The sequence below is a fragment of the Micromonospora chokoriensis genome (assembly GCF_900091505.1).
Classification (GTDB): domain Bacteria; phylum Actinomycetota; class Actinomycetes; order Mycobacteriales; family Micromonosporaceae; genus Micromonospora; species Micromonospora chokoriensis.
On sequence record NZ_LT607409.1, the window covers coordinates 509,966 to 522,496 of the forward strand.

12 protein-coding genes and 1 pseudogene are annotated in these 12,531 nt (G+C 70.2%); 1 reads left to right on the top strand and 12 read right to left on the bottom strand.

Annotated features, from left to right (window positions below; all coding sequences use genetic code 11):
• Window positions 1-97: 97 nt before the first annotated feature.
• From GA0070612_RS02330 to GA0070612_RS02355, 6 genes are all read right to left on the bottom strand, one after another.
• The gene (locus GA0070612_RS02330; RefSeq protein WP_088986413.1) at window positions 98-802 is read right to left on the bottom strand and encodes a cytidine deaminase; all 705 of its coding nucleotides are present in this window, start codon (window positions 800-802) and stop codon (window positions 98-100) included.
• 173 nt (window positions 803-975) lie between these two features.
• Window positions 976-2,256 carry an ABC transporter permease gene (locus GA0070612_RS02335; protein ID WP_088986414.1) on the bottom strand — a complete coding sequence of 427 codons (1,281 nt, stop codon included), beginning with the start codon at window positions 2,254-2,256 and terminating at the stop codon, window positions 976-978.
• Window positions 2,257-2,259: 3 nt separating this feature from the next.
• Window positions 2,260-3,636, bottom strand: a complete 1,377-nt coding sequence (locus GA0070612_RS02340; RefSeq protein ID WP_088986415.1) for an ABC transporter permease — start codon at window positions 3,634-3,636, stop codon at window positions 2,260-2,262.
• Window positions 3,633-5,288: an ABC transporter ATP-binding protein gene (locus GA0070612_RS02345; RefSeq protein WP_231924583.1), complete on the bottom strand. Its 1,656-nt coding sequence runs from the start codon at window positions 5,286-5,288 to the stop codon at window positions 3,633-3,635. Before GA0070612_RS02345 ends, GA0070612_RS02340 begins: the two co-directional genes overlap by 4 nt.
• A gap of 188 nt (window positions 5,289-5,476) precedes the next feature.
• On the bottom strand, window positions 5,477-6,544 hold the full coding sequence (locus GA0070612_RS02350) for a BMP family lipoprotein (RefSeq protein WP_088986416.1): 1,068 nt from the start codon (window positions 6,542-6,544) through the stop codon (window positions 5,477-5,479).
• Window positions 6,545-6,823: 279 nt separating this feature from the next.
• Window positions 6,824-7,165, bottom strand: a complete 342-nt coding sequence (locus tag GA0070612_RS02355) for a hypothetical protein (RefSeq protein ID WP_088991217.1) — start codon at window positions 7,163-7,165, stop codon at window positions 6,824-6,826.
• A gap of 111 nt (window positions 7,166-7,276) precedes the next feature.
• On the opposite strand from GA0070612_RS02355, the pseudogene GA0070612_RS02360 reads away from it, so the two are divergent.
• Window positions 7,277-7,342 (top strand): annotated as a pseudogene (locus GA0070612_RS02360) (LacI family DNA-binding transcriptional regulator); the annotation flags it as partial.
• Window positions 7,343-7,759: 417 nt separating this feature from the next.
• Here the strand turns inward: GA0070612_RS02360 and GA0070612_RS02365 are convergent.
• The 6 genes from GA0070612_RS02365 to GA0070612_RS02390 all read right to left on the bottom strand — a co-directional run bounded on the left by GA0070612_RS02365 (window position 7,760) and on the right by GA0070612_RS02390 (window position 12,508).
• Window positions 7,760-8,197 carry a hypothetical protein gene (locus GA0070612_RS02365; protein ID WP_088986418.1) on the bottom strand — a complete coding sequence of 146 codons (438 nt, stop codon included), beginning with the start codon at window positions 8,195-8,197 and terminating at the stop codon, window positions 7,760-7,762.
• A gap of 81 nt (window positions 8,198-8,278) precedes the next feature.
• The gene (locus GA0070612_RS02370; RefSeq protein WP_088986419.1) at window positions 8,279-8,665 is read right to left on the bottom strand and encodes a GntR family transcriptional regulator; all 387 of its coding nucleotides are present in this window, start codon (window positions 8,663-8,665) and stop codon (window positions 8,279-8,281) included.
• Window positions 8,665-9,591: a YihY/virulence factor BrkB family protein gene (locus GA0070612_RS02375; protein WP_088986420.1), complete on the bottom strand. Its 927-nt coding sequence runs from the start codon at window positions 9,589-9,591 to the stop codon at window positions 8,665-8,667. Before GA0070612_RS02375 ends, GA0070612_RS02370 begins: the two co-directional genes overlap by 1 nt.
• 82 nt (window positions 9,592-9,673) lie before the next feature.
• On the bottom strand, window positions 9,674-10,243 hold the full coding sequence (locus tag GA0070612_RS02380) for a 2'-5' RNA ligase family protein (protein ID WP_088991218.1): 570 nt from the start codon (window positions 10,241-10,243) through the stop codon (window positions 9,674-9,676).
• 24 nt (window positions 10,244-10,267) lie between these two features.
• Window positions 10,268-11,293, bottom strand: a complete 1,026-nt coding sequence (gene trpS / locus GA0070612_RS02385; protein WP_088986421.1) for a tryptophan--tRNA ligase — start codon at window positions 11,291-11,293, stop codon at window positions 10,268-10,270.
• Between the two features lie 33 nt (window positions 11,294-11,326).
• The gene (locus GA0070612_RS02390; protein ID WP_088986422.1) at window positions 11,327-12,508 is read right to left on the bottom strand and encodes a hemolysin family protein; all 1,182 of its coding nucleotides are present in this window, start codon (window positions 12,506-12,508) and stop codon (window positions 11,327-11,329) included.
• Between the last annotated feature and the right edge of the window lie 23 nt (window positions 12,509-12,531).

The following is a 12,531-nucleotide window of genomic DNA, read 5'->3' on the forward strand; positions in this document are numbered from 1 at the left end:
GGCCGCTGACCACGTCAGGGCGGGGGCCGACCGTGCCCGGCGGAGGGATCAAGCCTGACCGCCCGGAGCCGGGCACGGTCGGCCCCCGCCCCCAAGCTCAACCCCAGCGAACAGGGATCTCCGCAGGCGGCTCCCCCTCGCCGGCCCAGAAGATCGTGCCGGTCTCGTCCACCACCACGACCCGGGGCGTGCGTGCCATCCCCCAGGTGATCGCCTCGGCCGGATCATCCCAGCTCGGCGCCTCCTCCAGCACACCGGTCTCGGCGCCCGCGTCGTCTCCGGCCGAGCGCTCCCAGTAAGCCGTCCAGACCTGCTGGCCGGCGGACAGGTCCGCGTGCACGAAGACGGTGCCGCGCCCGCGCCACGCGGCGAGCCGCTCGGGGACCACCGGCACCGGAGTCTCCCCGGTGACGGCCTCCAGGTCCTCGACGCCGAAGGCGTGCGGCAGCAGCTCGGCCATCCGTAACGGGTCGCCCTTGGTCTCGATCAGGCACTCCGGGCCGCCGTGTTCCCAGAGCAGCTGCCGACAGCGACCGCACGGCATCAACGGCTCGCCGGTGGCATCGACGCAGGACAGCGCGACGAGTCGACCGCCGCCGGTGGCGTGCAGGCTGGAGACCACTCCGCACTCGGCGCAGAGCGTCACCCCGTAGGCGGCGTTCTCCACGTTGCAACCCACCACCACACGGCCGTCGTCGACCAGCGCGGCGGCGCCCACCGGGAACGTCGAGTACGGCGCGTACGCGTGCCGCATCGCGTCGGTGGCGGCGGCGCGCAACCGCGCCCAGTCAATGTCGCTCATGCCGCCATTCTGCCCAGGTAGCCCAGGTCAGGAGCGAGCAGGGTGCTGCGCGCCCGGGAAGAGGCACACGGCCCGTGAGCTGCGTCGATCATGGAGTGGTGGTGGGCGAAAAATGTAGATTTACACGTTTTGCGCGGCACCACAGCTCCATGATCGACGAACCGGTGGGCGGGTCAGCCCTTGATGTACGGCTTGCCGTCGGCGGCGGGTGCGCGGACCCGGCCGACCAGCCCGGCGACGGCCAGGATGGTCGCCAGGTAGGGCAGCATGGCGAGGAACTGGCTGGGAATCGAGCTGCTGATCGCACCCAGGTAGGTGGCGAGCTGGTCGGCGAAACCGAAGAAGAGCGCGGCGAGCAGCGCCCCGGTCGGGTTCCACCGGCCGAAGATCAGCGCGGCCAGCGCGATGAAGCCCTTACCGCCGATCATGTTCTTGGTGAACGAGTAGAGCGCCAGCGTGTAGGACGCGCCGCCGATGCCGGCGACCACGCCGGCCAGCAACACGTTGCGGTAGCGCACCCGCAGCACCTTGACGCCGAGCGTGTCGGCGGCGATCGGGTGCTCGCCGACCGAGCGGGTACGCAGACCCCACCGGGTGCGGAAGAGCCCGATGTGGATCACCAGCACGAGCAGCAGCCCGAGGTAGAGGAAGATGTTGCCGCGGAACAGCGCCGGCCCGAGCACCGGAATGTCCTTCAGCAGCGGGATCTCCCAGTTGCTGAAGCGGGGCGCGCTGTTGTATTTCGCCGCGTCCGTCTGCATCAGCCGCTCGTAGAGGAAGCCGGTGACGCCGACCGCCAGCAGGTTCAGCACGATGCCCATGACGACCTGGTCGACCAGGTAGCGGATGGCGAAGACGGCCAGCAGCAGCGAGATGAACGCGCCGCCGATGGCAGCGGCGACCAGACCCACCCAGACGCTGCCGGAGATGCTGCCGAACAACGCACCGCTGAAGGCACCCATCAGCAGTTGGCCCTCGATGGCCACGTTGACCACGCCGGAGCGTTCGCAGAGCACCCCGGCGAGCGCGCCGAAGATCAACGGTAGGGCCAGGATGAACGTACCCCGGATGATGTTGACCAGCGGCATGAAGTTCTGCCCGGCCGGCGCGGCGGACACCTGCCAGCAGAGGAACGAGAGCACGAAGGCGACGAGCCCGACGCCGAGCACCGGGAGGAACCACCGCTTCGGCACACCGGCGAGCAGCGCCGCGCCGGCGGCGATCGTGATGATCCCGAACAGGATCGCCCCGATCGTGCCGTTGACCTCCAGTGCGGCACCGGCCGCGTCGTCGCTGAGGGTGAACCGGGCCTGTTGGTCGGTGGCGAGCGCACCGAAGAGCACCGCCGCCAGCAGGCCGAGCCCGAGCAGCGTGAGGCCGACCTTGCGGCTACGGGTCCAGAAGCCCTCGTCGACCGGAGCGACGGCGACGTCGGGGACAGCCATGGTGGACATGAGTTACCAGCCCTTCGCCAGGCTCGTCTGCAACCGGGCGGCGCGTGCGGCCCGGAGCTGGAAGATCGCCTTCACCAGGGCCGGCGCGGCGATGAAGATGACGATCAGCGCCTGGAGCACTGTCACCAGCTCCAGGGAGATCCCGGAGTACGACTGCATCCGGTTGCCACCGGCCTGCAACGCCCCGAACAGCAGCGCTGCCAGCAGGACCCCCCAGGGCTTCACCCGCCCGAGCAGCGCCACCAGGATGCCGTCGAAGCCGATCTGCGCGACCACCAGCGGGGTCAGCGCGCTGGCGGTGGAGCCGAGCACCATGTTCGAGCCGCCGAGACCGGCCAGGATGCCGGCGAAGACCATGATCAGAATGTACGTCCGCGTGACGCTGATGCCGGCGGTGCGTGCGGCGTCGGGGTTGGCGCCGACCGCCCGCAGCTCGAAGCCGAGCGTCGACCGGTTCAGCAGCCAGGCGACCGCCCAGGTGGCCAGCACGGCGAGCAGGATGCCGGCGTGCACCCGCAGGTTGTCGCCGAGCAGGCGGGGCAGCTGGGCGGAGGTGTCGACCGCCTTGCTGATCGCGTCGGTACGGGTCGGGTCCTGCACGCCGTTCTGCACGATCAACCAGGTGAGGAAGTACGTGGCGACGTAGTTGAGCATGATCGTGTTGATCACCTCGTGCGCGCCGGTGCGGGCCTTGAGGATGCCGGGGATGAATCCCCAGATCGCTCCGCCCAGCGCGCCGGCCAGCACCGCCACCAGCAGGTGCAGGCCGGGCGGCAACGGCAGCAGGAAACCGGCCAGCGCCGCCATGATCACGCCGATCGTGGCCTGGCCCTGCGCGCCGATGTTGAACAGGCCGCCCCGGAAGGCCAGCGCCACCGACAGACCGGTGAAGACCAGCGGTGCCGCGTAGGTGAGCGTCTCCGAGATCGGCGCGAGCACCGGCTGCCATCCGTTGGTGCCGTTCAACCAGCCGGTGAACGCCTCGGGGTCGAAGACCGAACCCTTGAACAGGTTCGCGTACGCCTCGCTGACCAGGGTCCAGCTGGAGTTGATCGCGTCCGACGGGCGCGAGGTGATGTACGAGTACGTGGACAGCACCGCCGGATCGGAAATGATCATCAGCACCGCGCCGACCACGATCGCCAGCACCAGCGACAGCAACGTCACCGTGAAGGTGTTGGCCGCCCAGAGGTTGTCCAGGAAGAACCGGCCCAGGCTCGGCTTCGGCTCCGGGTCCTGGTCCGGCTTCGAGGCGGAACGGTCCGGCTGGGTCGCCACCTCGGCCCGTTCGGTGTTGCCGAGCGCGTTCTGCGCGGCCTGCGCCTCGCTCGCCGGCTCCTTGTCCGGGGAGCCCGACTGCGGGTTGGAAGCGTTGGTCATGCCTTGTCCTCGCTCGCGGAGCCTGCGTCGCTCGCCGGGTCACCGTCTGCCGCGCCGGACCTGCCGGCGGGTGCGTCGGGCTGGTCGGCGGCCGGTGCCGCGACGGAGGTGTCGGCGACCGGTGCCGCGACGGCCTCGTGTGCGGCATCCGGGCTGATGCCGGCCATCAACAGGCCGATCTCCTCGCGCGGAGTGTCCGGACCGACGATGCCGATGATCCGACCGCGGTACATGACAGCGATCCGGTCGGCCAGACCGATGACCTCGTCGAGCTCGCTGGAGACCACCATGACGGCGGTGCCGATGTCCCGCTCGTGGATGATCTGGCTGTGGATGAACTCGATCGACCCGACGTCGACGCCACGGGTCGGCTGGGCGGCGATGAAGAGCTTCAGGGGCCGGGACAACTCCCGGGCCACGATCACCTTCTGCTGGTTGCCGCCGGAGAGGGTGCCCACCGCCGCGTCGGCCGATGAGGTACGGACGTCGAACTGCTCGATCCGCTCCTTCGCGGACGCCGCGATCGCGTCCGGCTTGAGCGCCAGCCCCGCGCCGAACGGCGGACGGTCGTAGATGTCCAGCACCAGGTTCTCCGCGACGGTGAACTCCTTGACCAGGCCGTCCACGCTGCGGTCCTCGGGCACGTAACCGACGCCCGCCCGGAGCACCCTCTTGGGCTTCCAACCGTCGATCCGGTCACCGGCCAGGCTGATCGTGCCGGCGAGCACCGGCCGCAGGCCCATGATCGCCTCGATCAGCTCGGTCTGACCGTTGCCCTGTACGCCGGCGACGCCGAGCACCTCACCCGCGCGCACGGTCAGGTCCACCCCGTCGACCGCGCGGACCTGCCGGTCGTCGTCGACGACCAGACCGGCCACCTCCAGGACCGGCTCGCCCGGGGTGGCCGGGGCCTTGTCCACGGTGAGCCGGACGTTGCGCCCGACCATCAGTGCGGCCAGCTCGTCGCGGCTGGCCTCCGGGGAGGCGGTGCCGACGGTCTTGCCGCGTCGGATCACCGTGATCCGGTCGGCGATGGCCTTGACCTCGCCGAGCTTGTGGGTGATGAAGACGATCGACTTGCCGGCCGCCTTGAGCGACCGCATGACCGTCAGCAGCTCCTCGGTCTCCTGCGGGGTGAGCACCGCGGTCGGCTCGTCCAGGATGAGCAGGTCGACGTCGCGGGTGAGCGCCTTGACGATCTCTACTCGCTGCTGGATGCCGACCGGCAGGTCCTCGATCACCGCGTCCGGGTCGACCCGCAGGTTGTAGCGCTCGGACACCTCGGCGACCTCGCGCCGGGCGCGACGCCGGTCCAGGAAACCGGCGATGCCGCCCCGGGTCTGCTCGGCGCCGAGCATGATGTTCTCGGCGACGGTGAAGACCGGCACCAGCATGAAGTGCTGGTGCACCATGCCGATCCCGGCGTCGATCGCGTCGGACGGGCCCTTCAGCTTCAACGGCTCGCCGTCGACCAGGATCTCGCCCTCGTCGGGCTGGTAGAGCCCGTAGAGCACGTTCATCAGGGTCGACTTGCCCGCGCCGTTCTCGCCGAGCAGGGCGTGAATCTCTCCAGGCTCCACCGTCAGGTCGATGTGGTCGTTGGCGACCAGATCACCGAACCGCTTGGTGATGCCGCGCAGTTCGAGTCTCAGCGCAACCTCCTGGAGTGCGAGCGATGGTGCAGCCTAGCTGCCGTCTGCCCGGCCGGAACGGCCCGGCCGACGTGGTGCGCGATCGGCCGCTCCGACCCCACGGTCACCCGCAGGGCCGAAGCGGCCGATCGGTCGTACCTGTCCCCGCCGACCCCACCGATGATCTCACCGGAGGGGCCGGCCGGTTGTCACTTGGTCGGCTGGGCCTTCGAGGTGACGGTGATGGTGCCGGCGGCGATGTCCGCCTTGATCTTGTCGACCTCGGCCTTCAGCTCGGCCGGAACCTTGCTGTCGAAGTCGTGGTACGGGGCGATCGAGACACCGTTGTTGGCCAGGGTGCCGACGAAGCCCGGCTTGGCCGGCAGCTTGTCGCCGGCGGCGGCCTTGACCACGGCCTCCTTGACGGCCTCCGGGATGTTCTTGACCACGGTGGTGATGATCGCAGAGCAGTCCGGGGTGCTCTCGCAGCCGTCGACGTCCACCCAGATGGTGCTGTACTTGCCACCCGAGGCCTTGGCCGCGGCGGTGGTGCCGAGGCCGGAGCCGCCGGCGACCGGCATGATGATGTCCGCGCCCTGGGCGACCAGCGCGTCGGAGACCTTCTTGCCCTCGTCCTGCTTGGCGAAGTCGTTGGTGAAGGAGCCCTTCTGGGTCTCCTTGTTCCAGCCCAGCGCCTGGACGTTCTTCTTCTTCGTGGTGTTGTAGTACGCCACGCCGTCGACGAAGCCGTCCATGAAGATGGTGACCGGCGGGATCGGCAGCGCGCCGTAGGTGGCCACCTTGCCGGACTTGCTCATCCCGGCAGCCAGGTAACCGGCCTGGAACGCGGCCTGGGCGGTGTCGAACTGCATCGGGTAGACGTTGGCGTCACCCGGGTTCGCGTCGACGATGCCGAACTCCTGGTTCGGGTTCGCCTTGGCGATCTTCGAGGTGGCGTTGGCCATCAGGCCGCCGACCGCGAGGATGAAGTTGCACTTCTGGTTGACGTACTGCGTCAGGTTCGGCTCGTAGTCGGCCTCGGCCTTCGACGCGACGAACTTGATGTCGATGTTGTCGTTGGCGGCCTTGGCCTCCTGCAGACCCTTCCAGGCTGAGGCGTTGAACGACTTGTCGTCGATGCCGCCGACGTCGGTCACCATGCAGGCGCTGAACTTCTTGGCGCCACTGCCGGCGTTGTTGTCATCCTTGGGGGCCTCGCCACAAGCGGCGGCGGTGAGCGCGAGCCCACCCACCGCGATAATCGAGGCGATCCGCATCCCACGCACCGAGCGCAAGACGTCTCCTTCCCATTGCTCACCGCGCCTTGTGCGGTGGCAGCCCATCAGCCGGCCTGCGGGTGTGCCGCCGGCTGTCCCACGTTACGGACGGGAGCGTACGCCCGCGCCCACCCACCGGCCGACAATCGTGCACGACTGTTGAGCGCCTGTTACCCGGGTGTAACCCTTGCGTGGGGCACATCACTCTTCGTGCTGGTAAGCAAGCGCCAAGGCGTCCGCAACGTCCGTTTTTCGGGGGGGCGGCCCCCTCCCCGGACGTTACCGCCAAAAGACCGCGACCGCCGCGTTGACCAGGGTCAGGCCGACGATTGCCAGGAAGTGACCGCGGTTCACCGCGTCCCGCTTCCGGGAGAAGAAGACCATGACGAAGATCAGCAGAGCGATGACCAGCTTCGTCACAAGTTTCGCCGGCGCCGGTTCGTCTCCGTCGCGGAGCGGGGCGGAGAGCCCGATCCCGGTCAACAGCTGGATCGCCGCTCCCCAGAGCATGGCCTGGTTGATCCGGATCGGACCGCTGACGTACTGGGCGATCGCGCCGCCGAGCAGCAGCGCGAAGCCGATCAGATGGACATAGAGGAGGATTAGTCGCAGTGCTTCCACGCCGCTCATCCTCTCCTATCAACGACGGTTTGTAGTAGGGGGTCGGCGTGGCGTGTCCCCGCGCGCCGTCGCCGGGACGGCATCGGGAGAGCTTGCGGATACCGCGCCGCCATGCGCGCCCGACTGTCCGACATCGCCCAGCAGGCCGACGTCAGCGAGGCGACGGTGTCGCGGGTGTGCTCTGCACCCAGACCACCCACGGAGTGACCGCACCGTCGACGCCCGGTCCGGCCAGCAGGTCGTCGACCGCCGCGCGGACACCTGGTTGGAACGGCGTTCAGGGGGTACCTCCTTCTCGACCTGGTCGTCCGTCGTGCCCCGCGCCGACGGGCGACTGGGCTACCGGCCCCTTGTGGTGGGGGGCGAGGTGGTACCGGCGCCACGCGGATTCGACTCCGCGCGGCGCCGGTGTCCGTCTACGCCGATGTGTGCGTCGTCGCCACCGGGGGTACGGCACGAGGCATCGACGCGACGGAGGTGCCTCGTGGCGGTACGGGTTGCGCAGTGCACGATCGGGGTTCACGGTGCTCGCCGACCCCGAGGGCAACGAGTTCTGCGTGCTGGACGCCGCCCCGACCCGCTGAGCGCCCTGGGTCACTTCGCCGTGAGCAGCGCGGCGATCCGGGTGAAGCCGGCGCGCACCTCGGCCTCGTTCGGCGGCTCGGCGGGCTCGCCGTGCCCCGCCTCGTCGGCGGCAGCGTCCAACTCCTCGTCGATCACGTCCTCGAAGTCACCGTAGAGGTCAGCCCCCTCCACCTGACGCGCCTCGTCCTCCGCGGCAACCTGCGCGGCGGCGATCTCACTGCGGATCTCGTCGGCCGACAGCGCGGGCAGCAACGGCTCCACCACGGCCATCAACTGCTCCTCGGCCACCACCGCCTCGGCCAACGCCAGCGCGTGCGGCCGTTCGTACGGCCCGCAGACCACCGGCTCCCACTCGTCGAGGTCACCGAGTGGACCGAAGGTGATGATCCACGGCAGGCCGAGGAGCGGCGAGTCCGCCGGCAGGTCCAGTGTCATGAGTGCGCCCACCGGCTCATCATGGTCCGCGAACACGATGCACGACGCCTTTCGGCGTAGTTACCGCCCGTCCGGCGGCCTATCCGTGGTCGGTCAGCCAGGGCGGGCGGCGTCCAGGGCGGCACGGACCAGAGCGAGCGCGGTGGCCGGGGCCACGCCGAGCCGAGCCGCCTCGGCCGCGTACCCGGCGGCGGCCCGCTGCAACCTGTCGACGGCGTCGTCCCGGCCGGGCGCGACGAAGGTGCCGTTGCGCCCACGGGTCTCCAGCAGCCCCGCGGCCTCCAACTCCCGGTATGCCCGGGCCACCGTGTTCGCGGCCAACCGCAGGTCGGCGGCGAGTTGCCGGACGGTGGGCAGTCGACTGCCCACCGGCAACCGGCCGTCACCGATCAGCTCGGCGAGCTGCCCGCGCACCTGCTCGTACGGGGGTACCGACGAGTCCGGGTCGACCGAGATCAGCACCTCTGCACCTTCCGTCATCAGCCCGCACCGCCCGGCGTACCCGGATCGGTGTCCTCGTCCACGTCCCTCGGCGGCGCGGCGGCCTCCGCCAGGTCCACCACCCGCCCGCTCGACGAGGTCGCGAGGAGCGCCGCGCCGAACAGCACCAACTGGTTGAGCAGGTAGAGGTACAGCAGCAGACCGACGGCGCCGGCCACCACGGTGTACGCCGGATTGCGCTCGGTACGCACCACGTAGTACCGCCCGACCGTGTTCAGCAGCGTGATGCCGACCGCCACCAGCAACACCACCGGGCGCAACCGGGACCTGCTCATCCGCAGCCGGGGCACCGCGACGAGCAACGCGGTGGCGAGCACCGCGTTGACCAGCACGCTGAGCACCGCGCTGATCGTGGTGAGACCGACCGAACCGGTGCTGCGCAGCAGGAAGCGCAGCAGCGACTCCAACGCGTCCACCGCCGCGACCGATACGCCGAGCAGCACGAAGACGCCGATCATCACACCCAGGTCGACCAGCCGTCGGATCACCAGGTTGCCCGGCTGCTGGTTGAGCTGGTACATCAACCGCTGCGAGGACCGGATCGCCTCCACCCACCCGATGCCGGTGAAGACCAGGATGACCAGACCGACCACGCCGACGGTGTTGCTGGAGTTGGCGATCTGCTGGGCGTCCAGGAACGGCAGGTTGTCCTTGAGGAAATCGGCGGCCGCCGCGCTGACCTCGTCGTTGTCCTCCAGGATCGCGCCGAAGACGGAGTACGCGACCAGGGCGAGAGCGAACACCGCGAAGAACCCGTAGTAGGCGATCGCGGCGGCCAGCCTCCCGGCCAGCACCTCGGCGTACAGCGCGCCGGCCCGCCACACGTGGTCGAAGAGCCCCGACCGGTGGCGCGCGGCGCTCACCCAGCGGTCGATGCCCGCCTCGATCCGGCCGATCACGTTCACGCGATCATCCTCGCCGATCTCCCACTGCTGTGGTGGCAGGGCGGCTCCTGATGCTCGCCGACCGGCGCGTCGCCGACGGGCGTCAGTCGCCGAGGCGGTAGTCCCGACGCGGCTGCCACCGGGCCTGCCCGCTGTGCGAGAACAGGGTGAACGCGTCGACCTCGAACATCGCGGAGAAGTCGGCCAGATCCTCGTACACCTTGTCCAGAGCCTCCGGCGCCACGTCCTGTGCCACTGTGACGTGCGGATGGTACGGGAAGCGCGCCTGGCGATGCAGGCCCGGCGCCGCGGCGATGGCGGCGGCCAGCAACTCGCACTCACTGATGCCGGCGGCCACCGCGACGAACACCACCTGGGTGACCGGGCGGAACGTGCCGGTGCCCCGCAGGTGCAGTGTGAACGGCAGGTGCGCGGCGGCGACGGCGGCCAGGTGCTGCTCGACGGCGGGCAGGTTGGCTGTCTGGATCTCGGTGGGCCCCAGCAACGTCACGTGCGCGGGAACCACGAGCGGGTCGCCGGCCTCGACCCGCCGACGGGTGAGCTGGCCACCCCACGGCTCGGGAATGTCCACCGCGATGCCGATCTGGGTGGTGTCACCGGTCGGCGAGACCCCGCCACTGCGATCCACGCTTCGCGCCGCCCCTCCGGCCACCAACCCGCCCACCTGTACGTGGAGCTACTCGCCGCGGACGGGCGCGAAGAACCCGACCCGCTCGTACGCCGACCGCAGGGTCGTCGCGGCCACCGCGCGGGCCTTCTCCGCACCGCCGGCGAGCAGCTTGTCCAACTGCGCCGGGTCGTCGAGGTAGGTGCGGGTGCGCTCCTGGATCGGTCGGACGAAGTCCGTGACGACCTCGGCCAACTCCTTCTTCAGGTCGCCGTAACCGCGGCCGGCGAACGCGGCCACCAGCTCGTCGATGCCGCGCCCGCTGAGCGCCGAGTGGATGGTGAGCAGGTTGGACACACCGGGCTTGGTCTCGGTGTCGAAGACGATCTCCCGACCGGTGTCGGTGACCGCCGACCGGATCTTCTTCGCGGAGCGGGCCGGGTCGTCCAGGAGGTCGATGATGCCGGCCGGTGAGGACGACGACTTGGACATCTTCGCCGTCGGGTCCTGAAGATCGGTGATCTTCGCAGTGTCCTTGACGATGTGCGGCGCGGGCACCGTGAACGTCGGGCCGAACGTCGCGTTGAACCGCTGGGCCAGGTCCCGGGAGAGTTCGAGGTGCTGGCGCTGGTCCTCGCCGACCGGCACCGCGTTGGCCTGGTAGAGCAGGATGTCGGCGGCCTGCAGGATCGGGTAGGTGAACAGCCCGACACTCGACCGCTCGTTGCCGTGCTTCTGCGACTTGTCCTTGAACTGGGTCATCCGACTGGCCTCGCCGAAGCCGGTGATGCAGCCGAGCACCCAGGCCAGCTGCGGGTGCTCGGGCACCTGCGACTGCACGAACAGGGTGCTGCGTTCCGGGTCGAGCCCGACCGCGAAGAGCTGGGCGGCGGCCACCCGGCTGCGCTGACGCAGCAGCGCCGGGTCGTGCCCCGCGGTGATGGCGTGCAGGTCCACGACGCAGTAGAAAGCGTCGTGGGTCTCCTGGAGAGCCACCCAGTGCCGGACCGCGCCCAGGTAGTTGCCGAGGTGGAACGAGTCGGCCGTCGGCTGGATGCCGGAGAAGACGCGGGGGCGGGCGGGAACGTCGGACATGGCGACAATTCTGTCAGCAAGCGACCGGGTCCGTCATGACGGGCCGGCGGGTCGGCTGCGCCCCGCCGGTGTCGGGCTGCTGACCTCGGGTGCCTCGCCCGCGTCGACGCGCCGCGTCGGTCCGACCACGGACCGGCGCTGTTGCCCCGCCATCGTCTCCCGCACCTGTCCGGGGCCGATTCCCCGAACCGACTCGCGGCGCTGCCCGGCGTCGTCCTCACGGCGCTGCCCGGCGTCGTCCTCACGGCGCTGCTCGGACGACCGGACAGCGGACACCGCGAGCCGGGCCACCCGGCGGCCGTCCAGTGCGAGCACCCGAAGCAGCCAGCCGCCCGGCGGTCCGGCCGGGTCGGACTCGGCGACCTCGTCCGGTTCAGCGGGCACCGGCACCTCGTCGCCGACCACCGGCAACCGGCCCAGCGCGGCCATCACGAACCCCCCGACCGTCTCGTACGGGCCGGCGGGCAGCGCCACCCCGGTCCGTTCGGCGAAGTCGGCGAGGTTGAGGCGGCCGTCCACCACGGCGGGCAGACCGGCGCGTACGGGGTCCGGAGCGGCGTCGTACTCGTCGTGAATCTCGCCGATCAACTCCTCGATGAGGTCCTCAAGGGTGACGATCCCGGCGGTGCCTCCGTACTCGTCCACCACCACGGCGAGGTGCTGGCCCTCCCGACGCATCTCGGTCAGCGCGGGGAGCACCCGCTTGCTGCCGGGTAGCCGCTTCACCTCGCGGGCCAGCTCACCGACGGTGACGCGGTTGTCGGCGTCCGGCCGCAGCAGCACGTCACGGAGGTGCACGAAGCCGACCACGTCGTCGTGGGTGCCGTCGGTGACCGGGTAACGGGTGTGCGTCTCGGCGCGGACCAGCCGGGCGGCCTCGGCGATGGTCAGCCGCGCCGGAAGGAAGACCACCTCGGTGCGCGGCATCATCACCTCGCGGATCAGGCTGGCGCCGGCCACGAGGACCTCGTCGATGATGCGCCGTTCGTCCGGGTCGAGCACGGTGTTCGCCGCGACCAGGTCCCGCAGGTCTGCCTCGGAGATGCGCTCGCGGCCCGCCGCCGGGCCCGCCCCGAGCAGATCGGTGACGAGTCGGGTGGCACCATCGGCGGCGCGGACCAGCACGCGGGCGACGGCTCGGGCGAGCGGACCGGGATCGCGGCGGGGCCGCACCCGCACGCGTCGCCGAAGCCCGGTACGGGCCGCCTCCCGCATGACAGAGATGGTAGACACCGTTC

What these genes read in the sequence shown, in the direction of transcription:
- GA0070612_RS02350 (WP_088986416.1), bottom strand. Translation starts at nt 6,544, where the DNA reads ATGCGGATCGCCTCGATTATCGCGGTGGGTGGGCTCGCGCTCACCGCC.
- trpS (WP_088986421.1), bottom strand. Translation starts at nt 11,293, where the DNA reads ATGTCCGACGTTCCCGCCCGCCCCCGCGTCTTCTCCGGCATCCAGCCG.
- GA0070612_RS02340 (WP_088986415.1), bottom strand. Translation starts at nt 3,636, where the DNA reads ATGACCAACGCTTCCAACCCGCAGTCGGGCTCCCCGGACAAGGAGCCG.
- GA0070612_RS02335 (WP_088986414.1), bottom strand. Translation starts at nt 2,256, where the DNA reads ATGTCCACCATGGCTGTCCCCGACGTCGCCGTCGCTCCGGTCGACGAG.
- GA0070612_RS02370 (WP_088986419.1), bottom strand. Translation starts at nt 8,665, where the DNA reads ATGACGGAAGGTGCAGAGGTGCTGATCTCGGTCGACCCGGACTCGTCG.
- GA0070612_RS02330 (WP_088986413.1), bottom strand. Translation starts at nt 802, where the DNA reads ATGAGCGACATTGACTGGGCGCGGTTGCGCGCCGCCGCCACCGACGCG.
- GA0070612_RS02390 (WP_088986422.1), bottom strand. Translation starts at nt 12,508, where the DNA reads ATGCGGGAGGCGGCCCGTACCGGGCTTCGGCGACGCGTGCGGGTGCGG.